The 25,886-nt window shown below is 72.9% G+C and carries 19 protein-coding genes and 2 pseudogenes; 8 read left to right on the forward strand and 13 right to left on the reverse strand.

Annotated features, from left to right (window positions below):
• Nucleotides 1–572 precede the first annotated feature (572 nt).
• The 6 genes and pseudogenes from ACWGJ2_RS34445 to ACWGJ2_RS34470 all read right to left on the reverse strand — a co-directional run.
• On the reverse strand, nt 573–1,898 hold the full coding sequence (locus ACWGJ2_RS34445) for a sensor histidine kinase (RefSeq protein WP_453350278.1): 1,326 nt from the start codon (nt 1,896–1,898) through the stop codon (nt 573–575).
• Nucleotide 1,899: 1 nt separating this feature from the next.
• Complete coding sequence (locus ACWGJ2_RS34450) at nt 1,900–2,553, reverse strand: response regulator transcription factor (RefSeq protein ID WP_453350279.1); 654 nt, start codon at nt 2,551–2,553, stop codon at nt 1,900–1,902.
• 231 nt (nt 2,554–2,784) lie between these two features.
• Entirely contained in the window at nt 2,785–3,792 is a 1,008-nt protein-coding gene (locus ACWGJ2_RS34455) for an MsnO8 family LLM class oxidoreductase (RefSeq protein ID WP_453350308.1), read from the reverse strand.
• Nucleotides 3,793–3,948: 156 nt separating this feature from the next.
• Nucleotides 3,949–4,623, reverse strand: coding sequence for a response regulator (locus ACWGJ2_RS34460; RefSeq protein ID WP_453350280.1), 675 nt, complete (start codon nt 4,621–4,623; stop codon nt 3,949–3,951).
• Nucleotides 4,620–4,841 (reverse strand): annotated as a pseudogene (locus tag ACWGJ2_RS34465) (sensor histidine kinase); the annotation flags it as partial. The gene ACWGJ2_RS34460 and the pseudogene ACWGJ2_RS34465, both read right to left, overlap by 4 nt.
• A 366-nt stretch (nt 4,842–5,207) precedes the next feature.
• A pseudogene (locus ACWGJ2_RS34470) lies at nt 5,208–6,362 on the reverse strand (sensor histidine kinase); the annotation flags it as partial.
• 126 nt (nt 6,363–6,488) lie between these two features.
• Between ACWGJ2_RS34470 and ACWGJ2_RS34475 the strand changes: the two are divergent.
• Nucleotides 6,489–6,698, forward strand: a complete 210-nt coding sequence (locus tag ACWGJ2_RS34475; protein ID WP_453350281.1) for a hypothetical protein — start codon at nt 6,489–6,491, stop codon at nt 6,696–6,698.
• Here the strand turns inward: ACWGJ2_RS34475 and ACWGJ2_RS34480 are convergent.
• Entirely contained in the window at nt 6,679–7,932 is a 1,254-nt protein-coding gene (locus ACWGJ2_RS34480) for an FAD-dependent monooxygenase (RefSeq protein WP_453350282.1), read from the reverse strand. The genes ACWGJ2_RS34475 and ACWGJ2_RS34480 overlap by 20 nt on opposite strands.
• A 93-nt stretch (nt 7,933–8,025) precedes the next feature.
• The gene (locus ACWGJ2_RS34485) at nt 8,026–10,590 is read right to left on the reverse strand and encodes an ABC transporter (protein WP_453350283.1); all 2,565 of its coding nucleotides are present in this window, start codon (nt 10,588–10,590) and stop codon (nt 8,026–8,028) included.
• Between the two features lie 297 nt (nt 10,591–10,887).
• Here ACWGJ2_RS34485 and ACWGJ2_RS34490 point away from each other — a divergent pair, with 297 nt between their 5' ends.
• The 4 genes from ACWGJ2_RS34490 (at nt 10,888) to ACWGJ2_RS34505 (ending at nt 16,623) form a co-directional block, all read left to right on the forward strand.
• Nucleotides 10,888–12,117 (forward strand): extracellular solute-binding protein, encoded by a 1,230-nt coding sequence (locus tag ACWGJ2_RS34490; RefSeq protein WP_453350284.1) that lies wholly within the window; start codon nt 10,888–10,890, stop codon nt 12,115–12,117.
• 335 nt (nt 12,118–12,452) lie between these two features.
• Nucleotides 12,453–13,874 carry a lipase maturation factor family protein gene (locus tag ACWGJ2_RS34495; protein ID WP_453350309.1) on the forward strand — a complete coding sequence of 474 codons (1,422 nt, stop codon included), beginning with the start codon at nt 12,453–12,455 and terminating at the stop codon, nt 13,872–13,874.
• A gap of 120 nt (nt 13,875–13,994) precedes the next feature.
• A complete protein-coding gene (locus tag ACWGJ2_RS34500; RefSeq protein ID WP_453350310.1) occupies nt 13,995–15,401 on the forward strand; it encodes a hypothetical protein in 1,407 nt (468 codons plus the stop codon).
• A 67-nt stretch (nt 15,402–15,468) separates the two neighbouring features.
• Complete coding sequence (locus ACWGJ2_RS34505) at nt 15,469–16,623, forward strand: molybdopterin-dependent oxidoreductase (RefSeq protein ID WP_453350311.1); 1,155 nt, start codon at nt 15,469–15,471, stop codon at nt 16,621–16,623.
• A 337-nt stretch (nt 16,624–16,960) separates the two neighbouring features.
• Here ACWGJ2_RS34505 and ACWGJ2_RS34510 read toward each other — a convergent pair whose 3' ends face one another.
• The 3 genes from ACWGJ2_RS34510 to ACWGJ2_RS34520 all read right to left on the reverse strand — a co-directional run bounded on the left by ACWGJ2_RS34510 (nt 16,961) and on the right by ACWGJ2_RS34520 (nt 19,412).
• Nucleotides 16,961–17,857: a class I SAM-dependent methyltransferase gene (locus tag ACWGJ2_RS34510; RefSeq protein WP_453350285.1), complete on the reverse strand. Its 897-nt coding sequence runs from the start codon at nt 17,855–17,857 to the stop codon at nt 16,961–16,963.
• Nucleotides 17,854–18,528, reverse strand: a complete 675-nt coding sequence (locus ACWGJ2_RS34515; RefSeq protein WP_453350312.1) for a TIGR04282 family arsenosugar biosynthesis glycosyltransferase — start codon at nt 18,526–18,528, stop codon at nt 17,854–17,856. The genes ACWGJ2_RS34510 and ACWGJ2_RS34515 overlap by 4 nt, the downstream gene beginning before the upstream one ends.
• 218 nt (nt 18,529–18,746) lie before the next feature.
• Nucleotides 18,747–19,412 carry a glycosyltransferase family 2 protein gene (locus ACWGJ2_RS34520; protein ID WP_453350286.1) on the reverse strand — a complete coding sequence of 222 codons (666 nt, stop codon included), beginning with the start codon at nt 19,410–19,412 and terminating at the stop codon, nt 18,747–18,749.
• Between the two features lie 124 nt (nt 19,413–19,536).
• On the opposite strand from ACWGJ2_RS34520, the gene ACWGJ2_RS34525 reads away from it, so the two are divergent.
• Together ACWGJ2_RS34525 and ACWGJ2_RS34530 are read left to right on the forward strand one after the other, a co-directional pair.
• The gene (locus ACWGJ2_RS34525) at nt 19,537–20,433 is read left to right on the forward strand and encodes a response regulator transcription factor (RefSeq protein WP_453350287.1); all 897 of its coding nucleotides are present in this window, start codon (nt 19,537–19,539) and stop codon (nt 20,431–20,433) included.
• Nucleotides 20,426–21,592, forward strand: a complete 1,167-nt coding sequence (locus ACWGJ2_RS34530; RefSeq protein ID WP_453350313.1) for a sensor histidine kinase — start codon at nt 20,426–20,428, stop codon at nt 21,590–21,592. The genes ACWGJ2_RS34525 and ACWGJ2_RS34530 overlap by 8 nt, the downstream gene beginning before the upstream one ends.
• Nucleotides 21,593–21,905: 313 nt before the next feature.
• Here ACWGJ2_RS34530 and ACWGJ2_RS34535 read toward each other — a convergent pair whose 3' ends face one another.
• A complete protein-coding gene (locus ACWGJ2_RS34535) occupies nt 21,906–22,922 on the reverse strand; it encodes an NAD-dependent epimerase/dehydratase family protein (RefSeq protein WP_453350288.1) in 1,017 nt (338 codons plus the stop codon).
• 194 nt (nt 22,923–23,116) lie between these two features.
• On the opposite strand from ACWGJ2_RS34535, the gene ACWGJ2_RS34540 reads away from it, so the two are divergent.
• The gene (locus tag ACWGJ2_RS34540; protein WP_453350289.1) at nt 23,117–24,412 is read left to right on the forward strand and encodes a 4-hydroxybenzoate 3-monooxygenase; all 1,296 of its coding nucleotides are present in this window, start codon (nt 23,117–23,119) and stop codon (nt 24,410–24,412) included.
• Nucleotides 24,413–24,430: 18 nt separating this feature from the next.
• Here the strand turns inward: ACWGJ2_RS34540 and ACWGJ2_RS34545 are convergent, their stop codons facing one another.
• Nucleotides 24,431–25,552, reverse strand: coding sequence for a glycosyltransferase (locus tag ACWGJ2_RS34545; RefSeq protein ID WP_453350290.1), 1,122 nt, complete (start codon nt 25,550–25,552; stop codon nt 24,431–24,433).
• Nucleotides 25,553–25,886 lie beyond the last annotated feature (334 nt).

Consider the following 25,886-nt stretch of genomic DNA (forward strand, 5'->3'; position numbering starts at 1 on the left):
GCACGAGTGTTTTCGATCCGCTGCGCCAGCCAAATTCCCTCTTGGCAATCGGACAGGGGCAAAGCGTAACCGTCCTGGCCCTTCATCTTTCCCCTTCCGATGGGCAGCTTTCCATGGGCAATCCGACATGACTGCTTCTTCGAACAGGTGAGGAAAGGCGGGTAGGGGTGCGCTCGCCTCGAACGATACAGACCGGCTCACGCGGTCCCCAACGGCTGCCGACTTGTTCTCTCCGGGCACTCTTTCCTCGGAAAGTTCCCGCCCAGGGCGCCCCGTGGACAGCGCACGGCACAATAGGCGCCCCTCGCGCGAATCCGGTCGGCTGGGATAATTCAATCGGCAATCACGGGTTCACGAGATCCGCCCCGTAACCATGGCGGCTCCCCTCGCACCACGCACCGCATGGCGGATCTCACGCTTGTCTAACCGGTTGCTTCCCACACTTGGACGTAGAATCCGCGCACCACGGCCCACGGCGCCTGCACTACCGCGCTCCCGAAGCGCGCGCTCCCGAAGCAGCGGATCCCCTCAGAAGGCCGCCCAGAGGAATCCGCTTTCGGCCCGGATTCGGTCTACCTCAATACCTTCGCGTCGGCTTCGTCCCTCTTCGGGAGGCGGACGAGGAAGGAGCCGTCGCGCGGGGCCGTATCCCGTTCCGCGTTCCGGTTGTCGTACTCACCGGACATGGACAGGCTCTCGCCCAGGGGGAAGACCGCTTCCACCACGAGGCCGCCGCTCGGCCGGGCCTTCGCGGAGAGCGCGGCGCCATGGGCAGTGGCGATGGCGCGGACGATGGACAGTCCGAGACCGTGGTGTCCGTCGCCCGCCGTTCGACGCAGCCGCTGGAAGGGCTCGAAGAGGCGGTCCACCTGATCGGCCGGGACCTCGGGCCCGGTGTTGGACACGGAGACCACAGGGCGCCCTTCCGCGACGTGGGTGACGATCTCCACCCGTCCGCCGGGAACGTTGTAGTCCGCGGCGTTGTCGACGAGGTTGGCCACCAGCCGTTCGACGAGCGCCGAATCGCCCTCGATGCGAGCGGACTGGAGCGCGGGCTCGACGCTGAGTCCCTTGCGTTCCATCTCCGGACGGGAGACCAGCAGCACCCGCTCGGCGATCTCGGCAAGGTCCAACTCGTCCTGCCGTTCCAGACCGCGCTCGCTGCTGGACAGCGTGAGCAGCGATTCCAGCAGGCAGCCCTGTTGATCGCTGATGTTCAGCAGCCGTTCGAAGTTGGCCCTGAACGATTCCAGCGTCGCGTCGTGGTCCATCAGCGTCTCTTCGAGCAGCGCGCGTTCCAGGGTGAGGGGAGTACGCAGCTCGTGCGCGGCATTGGCGACGAAGCGCTTGTGGGAGTCGAGCGCCGCCTCCAGACGTCCGAGCAGACCGTCGACGGTGTCCGCGAGATCCTTCAACTCGTCGGCAGGGCCCGTCACATCGAGACGCTTGTGCACATTGCGCGCGGAAATCCTACGGATGGTGGAGGTCATCATCCGCAGCGGCCGGAGGACTCGACCGGCGACGAGCCATCCGATGGCGATGGCGATGAAGGTGGTGATCACCAGCGCTATTCCGGACTGGACCAGGAGATCGTGCATCTGGGCGCCGTGCTGGCTCTCCGCCTGTTCACGCAGCTTCTCGGAGAAGCCGTCGAGCCTTTCCCTTCCGGTTCCCGGGGCTCCCGTGGACACCCGGGGGCTGCCGCCCTTCTCAATCGAGATGATCTTCTTCGGCGTCCGCAGGACCAGCAGATACGTGATCCCCAGCAGTACCGCTCCCGAGGCGACGAACAGTCCCCCGTACAGCAGGGTGAGGCGCATCCGTACCCGACGTGGCAGCAGCCGGGTGACGAGGGCGGAGCGGGACAGCGCAGCGAGAGGTGACAGGCGCATCGGCATCTCAAATCCGGTAGCCGCTCCGGGGAACGGTCTCGATCACGGGCGGGTCACCGAGCTTGGAGCGCAGGCGGTTGATGGTCGCCTTGACCGTGGTCGTGAACGGGTCGGCGGCCTCGTCCCACACCTTCTGGAGAAGTTCCTCGGCCGACACCGGGCGGCCCTGCGCGGTCAGCAGATACTCCAGCACCGCGAATTCCTTCGTGGTGAGCCCTAAGCGTTGCCCGGCCCGGGTCGCGATCCGCTGGGCGGGGTCCAGCCGGAGGTCGCCGTGTTCCAGTACGGGCGGCAGCGGCGGCTGGGAGCGCCTGGCCATCGCACGGATGCGCGCGACGAGTTCGGCGTACGCGAACGGTTTGGGAAGGTAGTCGTCGGCGCCGAGCCCGAGTCCCGCGACCCGGTCGGCGATCGTGCCGGACGCCGTCAGCATCAGCACCCTGGTCCGCAGCGGCTGCGACGTCAGAGAGCTGCACACCTCGTCGCCGTGGACCTTGGGCAGGTCGCGGTCGAGCACGACGACGTCGTATTCGACCTCGGCCGTCTGTTCCAGCGCGACCATGCCGTCGTATGCGACATCGACCGCCATGCCCTCGCGGCGCAGCACCCTGGCCACGGAATCCGCGAGCTCGGCATGGTCCTCTACCACCAGTACCCTCATCGCCACCCCCACCCGGCGGGACAGCCGCGACCTGGGTGCCCGGGAGGAGAGGGCGGAGGCGGAGGCTGATCCTGACGGACCAGGCACCCGACTCCGGCCTCACCGGACACCGCTCGCGTCGTCACGTCCCGCGTCTGCACGCCCCAGCGTTTCGACTTCCCGGCGCACAGAGTACCCCCCACCGCTACGAAATCGGGGCGTTCGTCACACCCTTCCCTCGCTGCCCGGAGGTCACGAACGTCCGGCCAGGGAAGGGGACTTGGCGGCACGGGCCGTGAGCCCCGTCGCGCGGGCGAGGCGGCGGTAGGAGTCGAGGCGGTCGGCGGGGTCGTAGGTGTTGAGGGTCAGCAGCAGTTCGTCCGCGCCCGTGCGCGCCGCCAGTCCGGCCAGCGCACGGGCCGTCTCCTCCGCCGTGCCGCGCACCTGGGACGCGCGGGCCTCGTCGTAGAAGGTGCGCTCCCGCTCCGTCATGTCGCGGGCGAGGACGTCGGCGGCGGGGATCATCGGCGCGAAGACGCCGTGGGTGCGCGAGCGTACCGTGGCCCACGCCTCCGGGATCTGCAACGTCTCGGCCTGTTCGGCGGTGGCAGCGGCAGCCGCGTTGACCGAGGCGACGACGTAGGGCTCGGGGGCCTGTGCGGAGGGGCGGAAAGCGGCGCGGTAGCGCTCGATGGCGGCCAGGGTCCGCGACTCGTCGCGGTGGACGCCGATGACCAGGGGGAGCCCGTGCCGCGCCGCGAGATCTGCGCCCGAGCCGATCGCGAGCAGGAACGCGGGCACGCGCAGCCCCTCGGCGGGCACGGCCCGCACGGTGTTGCCGCCGTCGAAGTAGCCGAGCAGCTCGGTGATCTGCTCGCCGAAGCGCTCGGCCGCGTCCTTGCCGACGCCGAGCGCCTTGCGCACCCCGTCGGTGAAGCCGACCGAGCGGCCCAGGCCCATGTCGATACGGCCGGGAAACAGCGACTCAAGCACCCCGAACTGCTCCGCCACCACGAGCGGCTGGTGGTTGGGCAGCATCACGCCGCCCGTGCCGACCCGGATGCGGGAGGTGGCCGACGCGACGGCCGAGGCGAGCACCGTCGGGGCCGATCCGGCGACGCCGGGGACGCCGTGGTGCTCCGCGACCCAGAAGCGGTGGTAGCCGAGAGCCTCGGCGTCCCGCGCAAAACGCACCGTCTCGCGCAGCGCCTGCCCCGGGTGCTCGCCCTCCCTCGTCAGCGCGCGGTCCAGGACGGACAGGCGCGTCGCGGGCGGGAGCGAGTGCGGGGCGGATGCGGATGCGGGGGCCGGGTCCGGGTCCGGGTCCGGGTCCGGGGTCGAGGTGGTCACGTTCCCTTCAACGCACACGGCGCGTGAGGATTCCCCCTGCTCCGGGGCCCCGGAGTACGGGGCTGGTCAGCGGCCTTCCAGGAGGCCCGCGTCGTGGGCGAGGAGCGCGATCTGGACGCGGTTGTTCAGGCCGAGCTTCGTCAGGATGCGGGAGACGTGGGTCTTGACGGTGGGGACGCTCATATACAGCGTGGCGGCGATCTCCGCGTTCGACCTGCCCTGGCCGACGGCGACGGCGACGTCGCGTTCCCGCTCGGCGAGCCCGTCGAACGCCGCGCGGGCACGGCTGCGGCGGGTGTCCTCGCCGGAGGCGGCGACGTGGGCGATGAGCTGCTGCGTCACGGCGGGCGAGAGCACGGGGTCGCCCGCGACGACCTTCCGCACCGCGTCCAGGATCTCGGCGGGCGGTGTGTCCTTGAGCAGATAGCCCGCCGCGCCGACCCGGAGGGCGCGCAGCACGTGCTCATCGGCGTGGAAGGTGGTCAGCACGATGACCTCGGGGGCGGCCTCGGGCGGGTGCGCGCGGGCCCGCAGCTCCTCGGTGGCGGTGAGGCCGTCCGTGCCGGGCATCCGGATGTCCATGAGCACGACGTCCGGCGCGAGCCGCTCCACCGCCGCCGGCACCTCGGCGCCGTCCGCGGCCTCGCCGACGATATCGACGTCGGGCAGGCCCCCGAGCATGAGACGGAGCCCGGCGCGTACGAGCGGATCGTCGTCGACGAGGAGGAGGCGGATGGTCATGGGGCCCACGGTAGCCAGGCGTGCAGCCGGAAGCCGTCGCCGGTGTGCCCGTGGTCGAGCCGGCCCCCCGCGAGCGCGGCACGCTCGGCCAGACCGATCAGGCCCTGCCCCGAGCCGGGTATGGGCGGCCCGGGCCGCTCGGGCGGGGCCGTGCGGGGCGGGTTCGCGGGGGTGGGGCGGAGTGCGTGCGGTCCGCCGAGGCTGCCGGGTGCGCCGGGTCCGTCGAGTGCGTCAAGCCCGTGGGGCGCGTCAGCTGCGCCAGGCACGTCCGGTGCGCCGGGTCCGCCGGGCACATCCTGTGCACCCGATACGTCAGGTCCGTGAGACGCGTCGGATACGCCGGGTGCGCCGAGTGCATCCGGTACACCGGACACGTTCGGTCCGTGGGATGCGCCAGGCGCGCCAGCTGCGTCGGATGCGTCAGGCACGTCGGATGCTTCCGGTGCGCCAGATGCCCCGAGCGCGTGCGGTGCGCCGGGGGCGTCGGGCACGTCGGACACGCCAGGCACGTGAGGCGCGTCGGATGCGCCGGGCGCTCCGGGCACGCCAGGTCCGACGAGTGCGTCAAGCCCGTCGGATGCTTCCGGTGCGCCAGGGGCCGTGGTGTGGATCTCCACCGTCAGGCCCTTTCCCGGGGCGCCGTCCAGCGTGACCGTGACGCGCGCGCCCGGCGCGTGCTTGCGGGCGTTCGTCAGGCCCTCCTGGACGACGCGGTACGCGGTGCGGCCGAGGGTCTCCGGGACCGTGGCGGGGTCGGGCACGCACTGGCGCAGAGTGACCCGGGTGCCCGCCTCGCGGGACTCGCGCACCAGGCGTGCCACGTCGGCCAGCCTGGGCTGGGGCCGCCCCGAGCCCTCGGACTCCCCGGCGCTCCCCGCGCCCGTACCCGCGCCCGCCCCCTCCGGTCCCGGTCCCACCGGACCGTCCCGTCGCACGGGGCTGCCCGCCCGTAGCACCCCGATCACCTCGCGCAGCTCCTCCAGCGCCTGGTGGGCGCTCCGGCGGATCACTCCGGCGGCGCCCGCGATCTCTTCCGGCGGGGCTTCGGGGCGGAATTCGAGCGCGCCCGCGTGCACGCTGAGCAGCGAGAGCCGGTGCGCGAGCACGTCGTGCATCTCCCGCGCGATGGCCTCGCGGGCGGCCCGCTGTGCCTGTTCGGCGCGCAGCGCGGCCTCCGTCTCGGCGCGTACCGCGCGCTCCTCCAGCGAGGCGACGAGCTGACGCCTGGAGCGTACGAACATCCCCCAGCCGACGGGCGCCACCAGCAGCAGTCCCCCGACGAGCAGGCTGAGGGCCGGGGACAGCTCCGGGTCGGGGCGCACCCACTGCTGGAACGGGCCCGCCGCGAAGGTCGCCGCGAGCACGAGCGCGACGGTGCGCAGGCGCCGGTGCACGGCGAGCGAGAACAGCGCGAACATCTGCGGCCCGCTGACGAAGTGCGAGAAGACGCTGACCGGGGCGCACGCCAGCGCGACGCCGACCGGCCAGCGCCTGCGCAGCCACAGCGCGCAGCAGGCCAGCGCGCCGAGGATCTGGTCCAGCGCGAGCGCGTCCTCCGAGAGGCGCGGGTCGTTGACGTACGCCTCCGACGTCAGCACGCTGAACGCCGCCGCGAGCAGGAAGGCGCTGATGTCGACCGCCCAGTCACGCGCGGAGCGGCGGGTTCGCGGCCCGCTTCCACCGGACCCGTCAGTCGCGGTGGCGGGGAGATCGGGGCGAGCCGGGATGATGCCGTCCATGGTCACCGAACCTACGCGTGCGCGGGCGCCGGGCCACCCCTCGCGCGCGAGGACGCTACCGAAGTCACCGGCGCCGATACTTTCGGCCGACTCCCCGCTCCTCCGCACGCTCATAGCCTCGGTGCCATGAGGAATCTTCTGGGCTTCGTGAGCTTCGTGCTGATCGCGCAGGGCGTGATCGGTCTCGTCCACCACTTCACCGGCTGGTTCGGCGGCGGGCTGCTGTACCGGATCGGCTTTCTGGAGGGCTACGAGGTCTACGGCAGCATCGTGCTGCTCGTCGCGGGGGTGGCGGTGGGCGCCGCGTCGGACAAGGTCAGGAGCGCGTCGTCGTGACGGGCTCGTCCCAGTCGACGCGGTAGTGCGTGAGCCACTCCGTCGAACCCGCCCGGCCCTCCCCGCCCGCCTCGCGGCTCTTCGTACGGCTCGCCACCTCGGCGTCGCGCCGCTCGCGCTCCTCCGGCTTGGGGGTGGAACGCCCGCTCATGCGCGCGCTGTCGGCGACGACCCGCTCCACCCGCTCCCGTCGCAGCCCCTCGTACGCGGCGAACGCCGCGGCCGGGTCGGGCAGATCGCGCAGGCACTTGGCCAGGACCACGCTGTCCTCGATGGCCATCGAGGCACCCTGCGCGGCGTTGGGCGCGGCGGCGTGTGCCGCGTCGCCGATCACGACCATGGAGCCGCGGTGCCACACGGGGGTGCTGGCGATGTCGTAGGCGTTGCTGCCCACGATGCCGTCGCCCGTGGCGCCGACGATCTCGGCGGCCGGTGAGTCGTCGTCGGCGAAGAGCCCTGTGACGTGCTCGCGCCACTGCGCCGGGGTGACGGCGGCGAGTTCGGCCCTGGTGCGCTCCTCGCCCGGGGTGTTCGCGAACCACCACACCTCGCCGTCCGGGGCGAGGGTGCAGCCGAGGAAGGCACGCTTGCCGAAGACCATGCGGTACGTGGCGGGGGGTGGTGTCGCCTCGGGGCCGACGCCGCGCGCGTAGCCGCAGACCGTGGTCTGGCCCGTGTGGCGAGGGCGCGGCGCGCCGGGGTCGATGAGCGCTCGGGTGGTGGAGTGGATGCCGTCGGCGCCGATGAGGAGGTCGCCCGTGGCGCTGGTGCCGTCGGCGAAGTGCGCGGTGACGGTGCCGTCTGAGTGCTGCTCGGCCGTCGTCAGGCGCTTGCCGTGCTCGATGGTGACGCCGCGCCTGGCGGCCTCGTCGTGCAGGACGCGGTAGAGGGTGGCGCGCTTGAGGGTGTGCGGGCCGAGCACCGCGCGGGCGGGTTCCCCTGCCGGGCCCGCCACCGGCGCCGTGCCCGACGACGGGCGGGAGCCCAGCAGTTGGCCGGTGTGGGAGAGGAGTTCGACGTGCTCGGCGGGGAAGGCGGCGTCGAGGACCGGCTGGTGCGCGTCGACGGTGCGCAGCGCCTCCAGCCCGTTGTTGAAGACGACGAGGAAGGCGCCGACGTCGTCGGCCCCCGTCTCGTACGCCTCGTAGACCGTGGAACCGATGCCCGCCTTGCGCAGCGCCATCGCGGTCACCGCTCCGGCGATGCCGCCTCCGACGATCAGGGCGTGGGTCATATGGCCTCCCGGGGCTGCTGCTCTGTTCTCCGTCGTGTGCTGCGTGTGCTGCGTGCTCTGTCTATCGCACGGGTCCCCCTGGGGTGACGGTGTTCAGCCTCGCTCGGTTGCCCGCGGGCCCGGCCCGGTGAGGGCGGCGCGCAGATAGGGGGCGGTCGCGCTGTCCCCGGCGCGGGACACCTCGGCCGGGGTGCCCGTGGCGACGATCCGGCCGCCGCTGTCGCCGCCGCCGGGGCCGAGGTCGATGACCCAGTCGGCGCCCGCGACGACCCGCATGTCGTGCTCCACGACGATGACGGTGTGGCCGGCCTCCGCCAGCCCGTGCAACTGCCCCATCAGCACGTCGGTGTCGGCGGGGTGCAGACCCGTCGTCGGCTCGTCGAGCACGTAGAGGGTGTGCCCGCGGCGAGAGCGCTGGAGTTCGCCGGCCAGCTTGATCCGCTGGGCCTCGCCGCCCGACAGCTCGGTCGCGGGCTGGCCGAGCCGGAGGTAGCCGAGGCCGACGCGCTGGAGGGTGCGCAGGCTGCGCGCCGCCGCGGGCACGTCGGCGAGGAACTCCGCCGCGTGGTCGACGGTCATCCCCAGCACGTCGGCGACGGACGCGCCGCGGTAGGTGATCCGCAGGGTCTCGGGGTTGTAGCGGGCGCCGTGGCAGTCGCCGCAGGGCGCGTAGGTGCCGGGCAGGAAGAGGAGTTCGACGGCGACGAAGCCCTCGCCCTGGCAGGTGGGGCAGCGTCCCTCGGCGACGTTGAAGGAGAAGCGGCCCGCGGTGTAGCCCTGGGCCCTGGCCTCGTCCGTCGCGGCGAAGACCTTCCGTACCGCGTCGAACAGGCCCGTGTAGGTGGCCAGGTTGGAGCGCGGGGTGCGGCCGATGGGCTTCTGGTCGACGCGTACGAGACGGTCGACGGCCTCCAGTCCCTTGGCCCCGGCCACGGTCGCGCCGGGCAGCCGTGGCGCGCCGTTCTCCTCGTCCTCGTCGCCGTCCCCTGTGGCGTCGGCGTTCCGGTCCTCGCCTCCCGTGTGTTCGGCGACGAGGTCGGAGAGCACCTGGCTGACCAGCGTCGACTTCCCGGATCCGGAGACTCCGGTGACCGCCGTGAACAGCCCGAGCGGGAAGGCGGCGTCGAGCCCGTCGAGGTTGTGGCAGGTGACACCGGTCAGCCGCAGCCAGCGGTCCGGGTCGGGGGTGCGGGGCGTGCGCACGGGTGCGCCCACGTTGTTCCCGTGCCCGTCGCCGTCGCCGCCGTCGTCGTCGTCGCCGTCGCCAGGGAAGAGGTAGCGGCGGGTCGCGGAACGCGCGGTCCGCGCCAGGCCAGGGACCGGGCCGCTGTAGAGCACCTCGCCGCCGTGCTCGCCCGCGCCGGGGCCGACGTCCACGACCCAGTCGGCCCGCCGCACCAGGGCCATGTCGTGCTCGACGACGAACAGCGAGTTGCCCGCCTCCCTGAGCCGCTCCAGCACGGTGAACAGCGCCTCGGTGTCGGCCGGATGGAGCCCGGCCGAGGGCTCGTCCAGCACGTAGACGACGCCGAAGAGCCCGGAGCGCAACTGCGTCGCGAGCCGGAGCCGCTGGAGTTCGCCGGGCGACAGGGTGGGGGTGGGGCGGTCGGTGCCGAGGTAGCCGAGGCCGAGTTCGGTCAGCACCTCGATGCGCGAGACGAGGTCGCGGGCGAGCCCTGCTGCGACGGCCTCCCCCTGCGACGTGGCTTCTTCCGGATCGCTCCCCGCCACGGGCCGCAGCACCTCGGCCAGCCGCTCCAGCGGCAGCGCGGCGAGTTCCGCGATGTCACGCGCGGCGAAGGTCACCGCCAGCGCCTCGGGGCGCAGCCTGCGCCCTTCGCAGGCGGGGCAGTCGGCGCTGACCAGGTACCGCTGCACGCGCCTGCGGAGCGTGGCGCTCTTGGTGTCGGCGTAGGTGTGCAGCACATAGCGCTTCGCGCTCTGGTACGTGCCCTGGTAGGGGCGGTGGATACGGGCCGCCTCGCGCACCGGGTGCACGGTGACGACCGGCTGCTCGTCGGTGAAGAGGATCCACTCCCGCTCCTCGCGGGGCAGTTCGCGCCAGGGGCGGTCGATGTCGTGGCCGAGCGTGGCGAGGATGTCGCGGAGGTTCTTGCCGAGCCAGGCTCCCGGCCAGGCGGCGATGGCGCCCTCGCGGATGGAGAGGGAGGGGTCCGGGACGAGGGAGTCCTCGGTGACACGGTGGACGGTGCCCAGGCCGTGGCACTCCGGGCACGCGCCCGCCGCCGTGTTGGGTGAGAACGCGTCCGAGTCGAGCCGTTCCGCGCCCTCGGGGTAGGTGCCCGCGCGGGAGAAGAGCATGCGCAGGGAGTTGGACACGGTGGTGACCGTGCCGACCGAGGAGCGGCCCGTGGGGGTGGAGCGGCGCTGCTCCAGCGCCACGGCCGGGGGCAGTCCTGTGATCTCCTCGACCTTCGGGGCGCCGACCTGGTGGATCAGCCGCCGCGCGTAGGGGGCGACGGACTCGAAGTAGCGGCGCTGCGCCTCCGCGTACAGCGTGCCGAAGGCGAGGGAGGACTTGCCGGAGCCCGAGACGCCGGTGAAGGCGACGAGCGCGTCCCGGGGGACGGCCGTCGCGACGTTCCGCAGATTGTGCTCGCGGGCGCCCCGCACCCGTACGTATCCGTCCTCGCTCATCCGTCCATGATCGGGCAATGCGCGGGTGGCCGCTGTCCGGGGCCCCCGCCTCATGTAGTACGCAAATCAAGTTTCCGCACGGTAAGTCCTTGACGTGCGCATTGGTCTGGGCCAATGTCTACCCTCACATGTTCACGGAGGGTAGCCGTGCCAAGATCGTCAGTCTCAGTCCGCCACGCGTCGAGAGATTCGGCCCGTTCCCGTCTCCTTCGCCCGCTCCGCCCGCTCCGGCCGCTGCGTCGGCCGCGTCCGGTGGGCCTGCCGGGTCCACTGGGGCCGCTGGTCAGGGGCGTGGCCGTGGCGTCGGCGGCAGTGCTGCTCGCCGCGTGCGGGCTCTCCGGGCCCGGCGGTGACGACGAGATCACGGTCGACGTCTGGCTGATGAAGGACAGCGCCACCAAGGAGTTCACCGACGCCTTCGTCCGCGACTACGAGAAGCGGAACCCCGGCCAGCGCGTCCAGCTGACGGTCCAGCCCTGGGACGGCATCGGCGGGAAGGTGACCAAGGCGCTGGAGTCGGACGAGGCGCCGGACGTCATCGAGGTCGGCAACACGCAGGTGGCCCAGTACGTGGAGACCGGCCACGTCAAGGACCTCACGCTGGAGGTCTTCGATCCCGGGGGCACGGACTGGGTGCCGGGGCTCGCCGAGTCGGGCAAGGTCGGCGGGGCCCAGTACGGCGTGCCCTACTACGCCGCCAACCGCGTCGTCATCTACCGCAAGGACCTCTTCGCGAAGGCGGGCATCGAGCGGCCTCCCACGGCCAGGAAGAAGTGGCTGGAGCAGACGGCAGCGCTCGACGCCGTCCCCGGGCAGCAGGGCATCTATCTGCCGGGCCAGAACTGGTACGTGCTGGCGGGGTTCATCTGGGACGAGGGCGGCGACCTCGCCATCGAGCGCAGCGGGCAGTGGAGCGGTTCGCTCGACACCCCGGAGGCGCTGCGCGGCATGGACTTCTACGAACGGCTCCAGTCGCTCGGCGACGCACCCAAGGACTCCGACGAGGCACGTCCCCTCCAGAGCGACGTGTTCGCGCGTGGCGACGTGGCCCAGATGATCGGCACCCCGGGCGAGGCCCGCCAGGTCGTCGAGGCCAACCCCGAGCTGCGCGGCGAGCTCGGCTACTTCCCCGTACCGGGCAAGAGCGCCAAGAAGCCCGGTGCCGTCTTCACCGGGGGCTCCGTGCTGATCGTCCCGGAGCGGGCCGAGCACCAGCGGGAGGGGTACGACGTCATCGAGCTGCTGACGGGCAAGCGCTGGCAGAAGAAGCTGGCCAGGGCGATGAGCTACGTCCCCAACCGGACCAGCCTCGCCCCCGCCGTCGCCGACGACCCGGGCGCCGCGGCGATGGCGGAGGGCGCGGCGAACGGGCACACGGCGCCCAACTCGCCCGACTGGGGCGCCGTCGAGGCCGACAACCCGCTGAAGACGTACCAGACCGCCGTGCTGAACGGCGCGGACCGCGCCGAGGCGGCGCGGACGGCGAGCCGCGAACTCACGAAGCTGCTGGGCGGGACACCGCCGTAACCGGCGCCGTCGCCGGGTTCGCCGTGACGTTGCCGCCCGCCGGGACCGCGCCGCCCGTCGTCGTGCCCAGCCCGATCTCCCGCAGCCAGCGCGACCGCTCCTCGGGCTGAGCTCTTCCCGGCCAGCGTCTTCGCGGGGCGGGGGGGCTTCCCGGGTACGTGGTCGGGGCGGCGCCCGTCCACACGGCAAGCGCTTGCAAGCGCTTGCCCGGCAGGAAGCCGAGCGCCGCGCCGCCTCCCGTCAATCGCCGAACGGGCTGTCCGTCGGCGGGCGATCGGCCGCTCGCCCGCCTGCCTCGGTCATGGACCGGCCGCACGGTGGTACTCATGGCCGCCATGGAGTGGTTCACGGCGCCCGAACACTGGCTGAGCAGGCTGGTGTTCCAGCGCGCCCTCGCGGCCGTCTACCTCGTCGCCTTTCTGGCGGCGGCCCGGCAGTTCCGTGCGCTGATCGGCGAACGGGGCATGACCCCGGTGCCGGAGTTCGTGCGCCGGGTCCCCTTCCGGTCCGCGCCCGGACTCTTCCAGTGGCGCTACTCGGACCGGCTCTTCGCGTGCTGCGCGTGGGCGGGCGCCGCACTGTCCGCCGCCGTGCTCGTGGGCGCCGCCGACGCGGTACCGCTGTGGGCGGCGATGCTGATGTGGGCGGTGCTGTGGGCGCTGTATCTGTCCGTCGTCAACGTGGGGCAGATCTGGTACGGGTTCGGCTGGGAGTCGCTGCTGCTGGAGACCGGTTTCCTCGCCGTCTTCCTCGGCAACGCGGACACCGCGCCGCCCGTCCTGATGATGTGGCTGCTGCGGTGGCTGCTGTTCCGGGTCGAGTTCGGCGCGGGGCTCATCAAGTGGCGGGGCGACCGCTGCTGGCGCGAGCTGACGTGCCTCGACTACCACCATGAGACCCAGCCCATGCCGGGGCCGCTGAGCTGGTACTTCCACCGGCTGCCGAAGCCGCTGCACCGCGTGGAGACCGGCGCCAACCACGTCGCGCAGCTCATCGTCCCCTTCGGGCTGTTCCTTCCCCAGCCCGGTGCCACCGTCGCCGCGGGCGTCATCGTCGTCACACAGCTGTGGCTCGTGCTGTCGGGCAACTTCGCGTGGCTGAACTGGCTGACGATCGCCCTCGCCCTGTCCGTCGTGGACGTTCCCGCGCTGACGGGCGGCGCGGGACAGAGCGCGGGCGGCGGGCCGCCGCTCTGGTACGCCGTCCTGGTGTGCGCGGCGACCGCGCTGGTGGTGGTGCTCAGCTACTGGCCCGTCCGCAATCTGCTGAGCCGTCACCAGCGCATGAACAGCTCCTTCAACGCGTTCCATCTCGTCAACTCCTACGGCGCCTTCGGCAGCGTCACCCGCGTACGCCACGAGATCGTGGTCGAGGGCACCGACGAGGAGCGGCTGACGGAGGACACGGTCTGGCGCGCGTACGGGTTCAGGGGGAAGCCGGGTGACGTGGCGCGGCTGCCGCGTCAGTTCGCGCCGTACCATCTGCGGCTGGACTGGCTGATGTGGTTCGCGGCGCTCTCGCCCGCGTACGCCCGCTCCTGGTTCGAACCCTTCGTCGCACGCCTGCTGGAGGGCGACCGCGACACGCTGCGACTCCTCGGACACAACCCCTTCCCCGAAGGGCCGCCCACGCATGTGCGGGCGCTGCTGTACCGCTACCGCTTCACCACCCGCCAGGAGCGGCGCGCCACGGGCGACTGGTGGGACCGCACCCTGGTGCGCGAGTTCCTGCCGCCGGTACGGGGGCGTCGGCCATGAGCGCGTCGGCCGTGCGCGGGCCAAGGCCCCCGGCGGCGGGGCGAGATCTGACGTCCTGGTGACGTCCGCACGCCGTACGCCCTGACGGGCAGGTCAGCGCCCTACGGTGAGCCGGTGAGCATCTGTACGCCCGAGAAGTCCGACACGTCCGAAGCGGTGGAGCCGTGCCGGCGGGCGCGTCGGCGGAACCTGTACGACCTGGTCGCGGCCACCGCCGCCGCCCTCCTGTTCACCGTCGCCCTGACCGTCGGACGCTCCGTCGAACAGCGGGACGGGACGCTGCGCCTGCGCTGGCCGCCCCTGTACGCGTACTGGCTGCCGCACGTGGGCCCCGGCACACCCGCCGCGCTCGCCTTCGCGGTCCTGACGGTGGCGTACGGGCCCGGTCTCGCCCGGCGCCTCCCGTGGCGCGGCCTCGTCATGGCCGGGTGGGGCGGGGCGATGGCGTGGAGCTGGTCGCTGGCGCTCGTCGACGGGTGGCAGCGCGGGGTGGCCGGGCGGCTGACGACGAAGTACGAGTACCTCCGCTCCGTCGACGAGGTGCGCGACATCGGCGCCACGCTGCGCGGCTTCACAGGGCGCATCCTCATCGACGCGCCGGACCACTGGCCCGCGCACGTGGCCGGGCACCCGCCCGGCGCGCTGCTGACCTTCGTCGGGCTGGACCGCGCCGGGCTGGGCGGTGGTGGCTGGGCCGCCGCGTTCGTCATCGTGGCCGGTTCGTCGGCGACGGCCGCGGTGCTGGTGACGGTGCGCGCCCTGTGCGGTCCCGGGGGCGGGAAGGCGGGCGAGGAGACAAGCGGGGAGACGGGCGGGGAAGAGGTGGCGCGACGGGCTGCGCCGTTCCTCGTCCTCGCGCCCGCCGCCGTATGGACGGGCGTCTCGGCCGACGGCTGGTTCACGGCCGTCGGCGCCTGGGCGGTGGCGCTGCTGACCCTGTCGGCGAAGCGTGCCGTACGGGTGCCGTGGGCGGCGGCCCTGGGTGCGGGGCTGCTGTTCGGGCTGCTGTGCTTCCTCTCGTACGGGCTCGTGCTGCTCGGCTGCGTCGCGCTGGCCGTGCTGGTGGCCGCGCACACGGTACGTCCGGTTCCGCTCGTGCTGGCCGGGCTGGCGGCCTGGTTCGCGGGGTTCGCCGCCGCCGGGTTCTGGTGGTTCGACGGCTACTTCACGCTGGTGGACCGCTACTACCAGGGCGCGGCCGGAATTCGCCCGTACGGGTACTTCGTGTGGGGCAACCTCGCCGCGCAGGTCGCCGTGATCGGGCTCGCCACCGTCGCCGGACTGCGCAGAGCGGTCAGCGTGCGGGCCCGGGCGCTGACGGTGCTCGTGGCGGGCGGGGTGTGCGCGGTGCTGCTGGCCGACCTGTCCGGAATGAGCAAGGCGGAGACGGAGCGGATCTGGCTGCCGTTCTCGCTCTGGCTGCTCCCGGCGACGGCACTGCTGCCCGCGCGGACCGCGCGCCCGTGGCTCGCGGCGCAGGCCGCGCTCGCCCTGACCGTCAATCATCTGCTGATCACCGGGTGGTGAGTGAGCCGTGGGCCTCTCTCGTTCCGACGCGCCGAAGAACACGCGCACACGTCGCGCCGTCGCGGGAGTGCTGCCGCGCTTCCGGGGTGCGCTGCACGACCCGCGTACCGCGACGGCCGTCGGGCGATGGCTGGGTGCGGCGGTTCTCGTGTGCTTCGTGACGGGTCTGATCAGTCACCTTCTCCAGGAGCCGCCCGCCTGGCTGGCCGCCCGGCTGCCGAGCCGTCCCGTGTGGGGTTACCGGCTGACGCAGGGCCTGCACGTGGCCACCGGCACCGCAGCGGTGCCGCTGCTGCTGGCCAAGCTGTGGACGGTGTATCCCCGGCTCTTCGAGTGGCCGCCGGTACGCGGTGTCCGGCACGCGCTGGAGCGCCTGTCGATCGCGGTGCTGGTGTCCACGGCGCTGTTGCAGCTCTTCATGGGGCTGCTCAACACGGTGCAGTGGTACCCGTGGCCGTTCTCCTTCCGGCAGGTGCACTGGGCCCTCGCCTGGGCGCTGACCGGCTCGCTGCTGCTCCATCTCGCCGTCAAGCTGCCGCTCGTCGCGGCACATTGGCGTCGGAGAGAGGTGCCGGAAGCGACCTCCGAGGCGGCACCCGAAGCGGCCTCCGACGGACGTGCGGAGGCCGTGGCACGGGACCGGAGGTCGCTGATGCTGGGGGTGGGCGCGGCTGTCGGCGCGGTGACCGTGGTGACCGTGGGCCAGACCCTGACCCCGCTGCGGAAGCTGACCCTGCTCGCACCACGGCACCAGGGCCACGGTACTCAGGGGCTGCCCGTGAACCGTACGGCCGCCGCCGCGCGCGTCTCGGCGACGGCCGTACGCGAGTGGCGCCTGACCGTCGCGGGCCCCCGCGCGTACGAGCTGACGCTGGAGGAGCTGCGGGCACTGCCGCAGCACTCGGCGGAGCTGCCCATCGCGTGCGTGGAGGGCTGGAGCAAGTCGGCACACTGGAGCGGGGTACGCGTCCGTGACCTGCTCGACCGCGCCGGGGCGCCGTCGGATGCCTCGGTACGCGTGGTCTCCCTCCAGCGCACCGGCAACTACCGGGTGATGGAGATGGGACCCGGCTACGCGCGCGACCCGCTCACGCTGCTGGCGCTGCGTCTCAACGGCGAGGTGCTCAACCTCGACCACGGCTACCCGGCCCGGATCATCGCGCCCAACCGCCCCGGTGTCCTCCAGACCAAGTGGGTGCACCGGATGGAGGTACTGCCGTGAAGGGTGACGTGGGGAGTGTCGTGAAAAGGGTGCGGGTTTCGCTCGGGGTCGCCGGTACGGCTCTGCTGGCCGTGGGCGTCTGGCTGTTGGTTTCGGGCACCCGCGAGGGCACGGTGGGCTGGACGGTGCTGTGGCTCGCGGGTGCTGTGGGGGTGCACGATCTGCTGCTCGCGCCGCTCGTGCTGCTGTGCGGGCTGCTGCTGCGCAGGGCGCTCCCGCGCGGGGGCCGGGGCGTGCTGCGCGGGGGGCTGATCACGATGGGTTGTCTGACCCTGGTGGCCCTGCCCGTGCTGCTGCGCCCCGGCGTCCCGCGCAACCCGACCGTGCTGCCCCTGGACTATCCGCGCGGCTGGGCCCTGACGCTGGTGGCGACGGTGCTGATCACCGCCTGCGTACTGCTGGTGCGCGGGACGGTCACGGGCCGGGCCGGTGGGGGCCGGTCGTTGCGCAGGCAGAGGAAGGGGCGCTCGTAGCGGGACGGTTCACGGTCGCTGGGTTCATGGGCGCGAGGTGGGTGGGCGCGAGGTTCGTGGTTGAGGGGCTCGTGGGCGGGGAGTTCGTGGGCGGGGAGTTCGTGCGGAGGGAGTGGGTGCGAAGGGAGTGGGTGCGGGGTGAGTTCGCCGCCCGACCACTCGTCGAGGACGCTCCAGCCCGCCTCCCTCGCCCGTGCGCGCAGTGCCTTCCGGCCCAGGCGGGCCCAGGGGAAGGCGGGCCCGCGCCCGCCGCTGCCGTCGTCCAGGCGTACCTCCACCGTCTCCTCGACCTCGTCCGCCGCCGCCTCGACGAGCAGCAGTCCGCCGGGCGCGAGGAGTTCCGCCACGCGGGTCAGCAGGGCAACGGGGTCGCCGCCGATGCCGATGTTCCCGTCGAGGAGCAGCGCACTGCTCCAGCGCCCCTCCCCCGGCAGCCGCTCGAACACCGAGCGCCGCAGCGCCGTACCGCCCAGCCCGCGGGTACGGGCGACGGCCGCGGGTGACGGGTCGATGCCGAGTACAGGGTGGCCCAGCGCGGCCAGCGCCGCGACCAGCCGTCCCGGGCCGCAGCCGATGTCGAGCACCGCGCCCGTGCAGCGTCGCAGCACGCTCATGTCGGCGGAGTCGGCGCGTGCGCACCAGCGTTCCACCTCCAGCGGCAGCAGCCAGCCGTCCTGACGGCGCAGGTAGAGGGGGCCACGGCCGATGCGCAGCGCGTCGGCGTACGGGTCCGTGCACCAGGGCGCGGGAGGCGCGCTCACGGCACCACCACCCGGCCGAGACCCGCGTGCGCGTCGGCGAAGCGGGAACGGTGACCTGAGCAGGAGGCCCGGCCGCCCGGACAGGAGCAGTGGTCGGAGGTGAGCGCGGCGATGCGTGCCGCGTCCTCGGCGGTGTCCACGTCGCACAGCACCGGCAGGTCCCGCACCGTGAGTCCGGCTGCCACGAGCCGCTCGCGCTGCACGGCGCCCGTGTCGTCCCGCGACATCGGGACGCCCCGCACCAGGCCGGGGACCGGCCGCGCGAGGCCCAGGGCCCAGAACCCGCCGTCCTCGGCGGGGCCGAACCACGCGTCGCAGCCGTGCCATGCGTCGGGTGCCGTGACGGGGGCGAGGAGTTCGGGCGTGACCTGGGGCGTGTCCATGCCGATGAGCAGCGCGGGCCCCTCGCAGAGCGCGAACGCCGCAGCGATGCGCTCGTCGAGGCCGCCCCCGCTCTGCGGCACGACGTCGAACCCGCCGCCCTCGGGCAGCCACGAGCCCGGGCGCCCGGCCAGTACCAGCACGCGCCGCCGCACGGGCAGCCGCGCGACCGTCTCCAGCGTGTCCGCGAGCGCCGCCTCGGCGAGCAGCGCGGCCTCGCGGGGCGTGTACGGGGGTGTCAGCCGCGTCTTCACCTTGCCGGGGACCGGCTCCTTGGCGATCACCAGGATCGTGACCGGGGAGAGCGGCCGAGCGCCGGGCCTGTGGGGCGCGGGCCACGCGTCGGCCCCGGCACCGGCCGGTGCGCGAGAGGCCGTCGCCTGACCGGTCCCGGCCCCGGTCCGTCCGCGGGTCCGTTCACGGGTCCATTCGCGAGAGGCCGTCGTCTTCGCGGCCTCGGCTGGTGCGGGGGAGGCCGTCATCGCAGGACCGTCCTCGGGGAAGGCCGTCATCGCAGGACCGCCCTCATGTCACGTACCGCGTGCCAGGTGCCCAGCCATGTGCCGGTGACCTTGGACTTGCCGGTACGGGGCAGGTAGTCGACCTCGGTCTCCTCGATGCGCCAGCCCGCGTCGGCGGCCCGCACCACCATTTGCAACGGGTATCCGCTGCGCCGGTCCGAGAGCTGGAGGTCCAGCAACGGCTGCCGTCGCGCGACACGCAGCGGGCCCAGGTCGCGCAGCCGGACGCCCGTACGGCGCCGGACCATGCGCGAGAGCGCCCTGTTGCCGAGGCGCGCGTGCAGCGGCCAGGCGCCGCGCGCCGTCGGCCGTCGGCGCGCGAGCACGAGGTCGGCCACTCCGTCGAGGACGGGCCGCGCGACGCGGGGCAGCATGCCGGGGTCGAGGGAGGCGTCGCAGTCGCAGAAGGCCACGAACTCGGCCTCGGCGGCCAGCAGTCCCGCGTGGCAGGCGGCGCCGAAGCCGCGCCGCGCCTCGTGGACCACGGTGGCCCCGTGGGCGCGGGCGATGCCGACGGAGCCGTCGTCCGAGCCGTTGTCGACGACGATGGCCCGCCATCCGGCCGGGACGCGTGCCAGTACCCAGGGCAGCGCGTCGGCCTCGTTCAGGCAGGGGAGGACGAGATCCCCCCGCACGGAGTGGGAGTTGGTCATCTGCCTCACCCTACGAGCACACTTCGGGCATACCGGACACCCTGTCCTTACGAAACACGGACGTCCGCCCTCTGACCTCACCGGAACCGTTCCGTGCGCCCGTACGGGTGCGAAACTCGGCCACATGCGACACCAGCCCCCCGCCCCGTCCCCGGACGCCCGTCGGCGCCGGATCCTCGTCGTGGACGACGATCCGACCGTGACCGAGGTCGTCTCCGGCTACCTCCACCGGGCGGGCTTCACCGTCGAGCGTGCCGCCGACGGTCCGGACGCGCTCGCGCGGGCACGCACCGCGCCGCCCGATCTGGTGGTACTGGACCTGATGCTGCCCGGCCTCGACGGACTCCAGGTCTGCCGCAGGCTGCGCGAGCACGGGCACGCGCCTGTCCCCGTGGTGATGCTGACGGCACGCGGCGACGAGGAGGACCGCATCCTGGGTCTTGAGGTGGGGGCCGACGACTATGTCACCAAGCCCTTCAGCCCGCGCGAGCTGGTGCTGCGCGTCGAATCCGTGCTGCGCAGGGCGGCGGCCCCGCCGCCGGAGGGGCCACTGCTGCGGGGCGGTGGCCTCACCCTCGACCCGACCGCGCGTACGGCTACCGGACCGCGGGGGCCACTCGCGCTGACACTGCGCGAGTTCGACCTGCTGGAACACTTCCTGCGCCACCCGGGGCGCGCCTTCGGCCGGGAGGAGCTGATGGCCGACGTGTGGGGCTGGGAGTTCGGCGACCTGTCGACGGTGACCGTGCACGTACGGAGACTGCGCCACAAGGTCGAGGCCGACCCCGCGTCGCCTCGGCTGATCGCCACCGTCTGGGGCGTCGGCTACCGCTTCGACGGCACGGCGGGGACGGGCGCGGGCGCGGAGGCCGAGGCGGGGGTGGCCTCGGGGGCGGGGGTGACCTTGGGGGCGGGTCCCGGGGCGAGGGCCGAGGCCGAGGGGATGGCCGGGGCCGACGGAGCCGACCAGGCTCACCGTGCCGACGGCTCGGCCCAGGGGGCGGGTGGCGACGGTGCGTGATCTGCTGCTGATCGCGCTGTACGCGGCGGTCGGCGCCGCCGCCGTCGGCCTCACTGGCGCGCTGGCCCTGCGCGCACTGCGCCGCCGCTCGGTGGCGGTCTCGCTCGCGGTGCTGACGCTGGTGGCCGTGGGCGCGACGCTCGCGGGCACACTGTCGGTGGCCTGGGCGATGTTCCTGAACGAGCACGACCTCGGCGTGGTCACCACCGTGTGCGCGGTGGCCGCGGTCACCGCCACGGGCACGGCGCTGCTGCTCGGCCGCTGGGTCATCGGAGGCCACCGCGCCCTGGAACAGGCTGCCCGCACCCTGGCCGGGGCCACCCCAGCCGTCGCGGCACCCGGCGAGACCACGGAAGCCGCGGAAGCCGACGCGAACGGGGGCTTCGTCGAACCCACCACCCCCATGCCGGCGGAACTCGCCTCCCTCTCCCGCCAACTGGCCGACACCAGCGCCCGGCTCGTCGCCTCACGCCAGCGCGAACGCTCCCTCGAAGCATCCCGCAGGGAACTGGTCGCCTGGATCTCCCACGACCTGCGCTCCCCTCTCGCCGGGCTGCGTGCCATGGCGGAGGCGCTGGAGGACGGCATCGCCGAGGACCCGGGCCGCTACCACCGGCAGATCCGCGGCGAGGTCGAGCGGCTCTCCTCCATGGTCGGCGACCTCTTCGAACTCTCCCGGATCCAGGCGGGCTCCCTCGCCCTCGCCCCTGCCCGGATGTCCGTCTACGACCTGGTCAGCGACGCCATCGCCGGAGCCGACCCCCTCGCCACCGAGCAGGGGGTGCGGCTGGCCGACGACGGGGTGGAGCCCGTCCCCGTCGAGGTCGACGGCCGGGAGATGACCCGGGTCCTCGCCAACCTCCTCGTCAACGCCATCCACCGCACTCCGGCGGACGGCACGGTCGCGGTCGCCGCACACCGCCAGGACGACGCCGTGGTGCTCTCGGTCACCGACGGCTGCGGCGGCATCCCCGCCGACGACCTGCCCCGCGTCTTCGACACCGGCTGGCGCGGAACCGACGCCCGCACCCCGCCCGGTGGCGCCGGACTCGGACTGGCCATCGTCCGCGGCATCGTGGAAGCCCACGCTGGACGGGCAACCGTACGCAACGTCCCCGGCGGCTGCCGCTTCGAGGTCACACTCCCGGGCGCGCCCTGAACCCGGCCGCTGGGGAGGGGGGGTGGGGGGGGGGCGGGCCGACCCCCACCCACCCCCCGCCGGCCGGCAACCCTTACCCACGGCCCCGGGGGGCTGCCTATTGGCGGTCACACCCCCGGGCGCCCCCCCACCCCGCCGGGGGGGGGGGGGGGGGGGGGCCCCTCCCCCCTCCCCCAACCCCACCCCACGCCCACCCCGCTCCCCCTTCACGTACGTCCCCCGCCCCCCAGAAGCCAGCAGTGCGACGGCAGTGGCGTGACGGCGACACCGTGCCCCGAAGGCCGGGCACGGGCAGCGTGCGTCGTCTCCTCGTTCAGCCCCCGGCGAGCGTGGCCTTGGCGAAACGCGTCATGCCCTCCGCGAAGTCGACGCGCGCCCGCCAGCCCAGCTCGCGCCGGAAGCGTTCGGAGGAAGCGGTGATGTGCCGTACGTCCCCGAGCCGGTACTCCCCCGTGACGACCGGCTCGGGCCCTCCGTACGCCGCCGCCAGCGCGTGTGCCATCTCCCCTACCGTGTGCGGCTGCCCGCTGCCGGTGTTGTAGGCCCGCAACTCACCCTCCGGCCGTTCGGACAGCGCTTCCAGCGCGACGAGGTTCGCCGCCGCCACGTCCTCGACGTGGACGAAGTCCCGCCGCTGCGCACCGTCTTCGTACACGCGCGGCGACTCGCCCCGCTCCAGTGCGGAGCGGAAGAACGAGGCGACTCCCGCGTACGGGGTGTCGCGCGGCATCCCGTCGCCGTAGACGTTGTGGTACCGCAGGCTGACGGCCCGGCCACCCGTGGCCCGCGCCCAGGCCGCCGCGAGGTGCTCCTGCGCCAGCTTGGTCGTGGCGTAGACGTTTCTGGGGTCGACGGGGGCCTCCTCCCCCACCAGTTCGGGTTCCAGTCCTGCCCCGCACTCCGGGCACGGAGGCTCGAAGCGTCCGCTGTCCAGATCCGGCACGGACCGCGGACCGGGCCGGACCTCCCCGTGGGCCGGGCAGCGGTACCGCCCCTCCCCATACACCACCATCGACCCCGCCAGCACCAGTCGGCCCACCCCTGCGCCCGCCATGGCTTCGAGGAGTACCGCCGTTCCCAGGTCGTTGTTGCTCACATACGCGGAGGCGTCCGAGAAGCCCTTGCCAAGCCCGACCATCGCGGCCTGGTGGCAGACGGCGTCCACTCCCCTCAGAGCGCCGGGCAGGCGGTCCGCGTCACGGACGTCACCGGTGATCCCCCTCTCTCCCGCGGCCGTGTCGAAGACCACGGCCTCATGTCCTGTCGCTTCGAGCACGTCCACGATGTGGGTGCCGATGAATCCGGCTCCGCCGGTGACCAATACGCGCATGCGCTCACGCTAGGTCCGTTCATTCCGTTTCCCCCTGATTCCACTCGCCTGTCAGCGTTCCGTAAGTTCTGGCCCGCTCTCCCCTTGCCGACTCTCCGCACGGCTCCACGCACCGGCCGCGTCCCGTTCGGGCACCGGCCCCGCTCCGGCAGCGGTCTGGTCAGTGCGGCGCGCTTGCTGCCACGATCGGTCCCATGAGCGAGCCGGAGCGCGTTCCTCGGCACACCCGCGTCGGCATCGTCGGCGGCGGTCCGGCGGGTCTGCTGCTGGCGCGGCTGCTGTACCGCTCGGGCGTCGAGTGCGTGGTCCTGGAGGGTCGCAACCGTGCCTACGCGGAGCAGCGGCAGCGCGCCGGGATGCTCGAACACGCCACCGTGGACGTGCTGCGGCGCTGCGGTGCGGGGGCCCGCATGGAGCGCGAAGGGCTGGTGCACGACGGTATCGAGCTGCGGTTCGACGGACGCTCGCAGCGCCTCGACTTTCCCGCGCTGACCGGCGGGCGCCGCGTGATGATCTACGCCCAGACCGAGATCGTGAAGGACCTCATCTCCCTCCAGCTCTCCGAACTCTCCGACGGCGCGCCCCTCCTCTTCGACGCCGAGGTCACCGGCATCGACCCGGGACCCACGAACATCACGGGCACAGCCATCCGCACCGGCACCGGCACCGCCACCGGTCACGCGACCGTCCGCTACACCCACGAGGGCCGGGAACGAGCACTGTTCTGCGACTTCGTGGTCGGCTGCGACGGCTCGCACGGCGTGTCCCGCTCCGCCCTGCCCGCCGAGGTGACCCGCACCTACGAGCGTGACTACCCCTACTCCTGGCTCGGCGTCCTCGCCGACGCCCCTCCCTCCTCCGACGAGCTGATCTACGCGCACTCCCCCCGCGGGTTCGCGCTGCACAGCATGCGATCTCCCTCGGTCAGCCGGCTCTATCTCCAGGTCCCCAACGGGACCGACCCCGGATCGTGGCCGGACGAGCGGATCTGGGACGAGCTGGACGCCCGTTTCGCTCTCACCCACGATCCCGACTGGCGTCTGCGGCGCGGGCCCATCACCTCGAAGGCGGTGCTGCCCATGCGGAGCAGCGTCGTCGAACCCATGCGTCACGGGCGGCTGTTCCTGGCGGGCGACGCCGCGCACATCGTTCCGCCGACGGGCGCCAAAGGGCTCAACCTCGCCGTCGCCGATGTCGCCGTGCTGGCCGACGCCTTCGCCCGGTTCTACAGCTCGGGCGACACCGGCGCTCTCGACGGTTACTCGGCCACGTGTCTTCGCCGTGTCTGGCGCGCCGAGCACTTCTCGTACTTCATGACGACCACGCTGCACACCTCCCCTGATCAGTCCGCTTTCGACACCCGCCTCCAGCTCGCCCAGCTCGACCGCATCGCGACGTCTGCGACAGCGGCGGCGGAGCTGGCCGAGAACTACGCCGGGCTTCCTCTCGCCCTCGGCGCGCCCACGTCTCCCCCGGCCGCCGCGCAGTGAGTGGCGGGGAGGGGCGGGTCAGGCCGTAAGGCCAGGCGGCGGGCGGGGCACGGGCGGCCGCGCTATCGGGTCGTTTCCCGGAGCGGGGCCCCTCCCCTTCTCGTAGACCGTCAGTCCTCGCGAGAGCCTCAACGGCACGAGGACCAGCTCGACCAGGACGGCCTTCCACGCGTAGACGAGGTTGACGATCTTCGTGGGGTAGACGCAGGGGATGTCGAGCAGGACCTTTCTCAGGGGCAGCCGGCGTCTGCGTGCCGCGTACACCAGTGGTGGCACCGTGAAGAGCAGCTCCGCGCCGAACCACCAGGCGAGCGTGGGCAGCACCGGGTGGTCCAGGGCCAGGGTGAGGACGAAGGGGGCGCTCCACCACAGGGGTGCCGTGAGGATCTCCAGCATGGCGAGCAGGACCCAGAGCGCCAGCATAGGCTTGCGCAGGATCAGCCGCCCCGTGTGCAGCCGCACGTTCTGGCAGAAGCCCGCCATCCAGCGCCAGACCTGCTTGCGCAGATAGCACAGCGTCTCGGGGTCGGCGGCCCAGGCGACCGCCTCGCCCACGTATCTCGCGCGGCGGCCGGCGATCTGCTGGGTCCAGGTGAAGTCCATGTCCTCGACGATGGTCCGCTCCGGGAAGCCGCCGAAGTCCGCGAGGACGCGGCGGCGGAAGACGGAGCAGCAGCCGGAGCACACCATCGGGCTGTTGGCGCGCTGCTGGATGGGCCTGTGCCAGTGGAAGCCGAAGAGATATTCGGTGGAGCGGCCCCGCTCCCATACCGTTCGGGTGAAGCGGGTCTGTACGTTTCCCGCGGCGATCACGACGTCCGGATCCTCGAAGGCGGGGACGATCCGCTCGATGTAGTCGGGGGCGAGGACGGTGTCCGCGTCGACGGCGAGCACGAGTTCGGTGGTGCAGTGCGGGAGGGCGTGGTTCTGGGCCTTCGCCTTGCTGCCGAGGTTGCTCGGTGGCCGCAGGACCTCGACGCCGTGGGCACGGGCGACCTCGCCCGTGCGGTCTTTCGACTCGTCGTCCACGACGATGACGCGTTCCGCCGGGAGGGTCTGGCGCAGCACCGATTCCAGGGTGGCGGGCAGTCCCGCCTCTTCGTCGTGCGCTGGGATGATCACGGTCACGCCGCTGCGCATGCCGCACCCCCGGTCGTGCCGCTCCTGGCTTCCCCTGTCCCTGTGGCGCCGCCCCGTGCGCGGTGGCGCCGGAGCCCCGTCAGGCCGCCGCGTAAGACGGCTACGGCGCCCACGGCGGCGTAGGCCAGAACGCTGATGCCGATGATGGGCAGTCCCCCGTGCATAGGATCCGGCTCCCTTGTTCCTTGGCCGACGCCTTTCGTCGGCCGTCTGGAGATGAAGGTAACCGGGTTGGTCACGCCGCGTAGCGAGGGCTTGCTTTCAGTGGATGAGTGCGAGGCTGTGGATACGCCGCTCCCTCACACGGGTGAACGAAGGCCCCACCCCGCCCGGC

The sequence above is a fragment of the Streptomyces sp. NPDC054796 genome, from assembly GCF_053611545.1.

Bases quoted from the DNA above. Each gene is read 5' to 3' on its own strand.
- ACWGJ2_RS34445 (WP_453350278.1), bottom strand. From the start codon at position 1,898: ATGCCGATGCGCCTGTCACCTCTCGCTGCGCTGTCCCGCTCCGCCCTC.
- ACWGJ2_RS34450 (WP_453350279.1), bottom strand. From the start codon at position 2,553: ATGAGGGTACTGGTGGTAGAGGACCATGCCGAGCTCGCGGATTCCGTG.
- ACWGJ2_RS34460 (WP_453350280.1), bottom strand. From the start codon at position 4,623: ATGACCATCCGCCTCCTCCTCGTCGACGACGATCCGCTCGTACGCGCC.
- ACWGJ2_RS34475 (WP_453350281.1), top strand. From the start codon at position 6,489: ATGAGGAATCTTCTGGGCTTCGTGAGCTTCGTGCTGATCGCGCAGGGC.
- ACWGJ2_RS34480 (WP_453350282.1), bottom strand. From the start codon at position 7,932: ATGACCCACGCCCTGATCGTCGGAGGCGGCATCGCCGGAGCGGTGACC.
- ACWGJ2_RS34485 (WP_453350283.1), bottom strand. From the start codon at position 10,590: ATGAGCGAGGACGGATACGTACGGGTGCGGGGCGCCCGCGAGCACAAT.
- ACWGJ2_RS34495 (WP_453350309.1), top strand. From the start codon at position 12,453: ATGGAGTGGTTCACGGCGCCCGAACACTGGCTGAGCAGGCTGGTGTTC.
- ACWGJ2_RS34520 (WP_453350286.1), bottom strand. From the start codon at position 19,412: ATGACCAACTCCCACTCCGTGCGGGGGGATCTCGTCCTCCCCTGCCTG.
- ACWGJ2_RS34525 (WP_453350287.1), top strand. From the start codon at position 19,537: ATGCGACACCAGCCCCCCGCCCCGTCCCCGGACGCCCGTCGGCGCCGG.
- ACWGJ2_RS34535 (WP_453350288.1), bottom strand. From the start codon at position 22,922: ATGCGCGTATTGGTCACCGGCGGAGCCGGATTCATCGGCACCCACATC.
- ACWGJ2_RS34540 (WP_453350289.1), top strand. From the start codon at position 23,117: ATGAGCGAGCCGGAGCGCGTTCCTCGGCACACCCGCGTCGGCATCGTC.
- ACWGJ2_RS34545 (WP_453350290.1), bottom strand. From the start codon at position 25,552: ATGCGCAGCGGCGTGACCGTGATCATCCCAGCGCACGACGAAGAGGCG.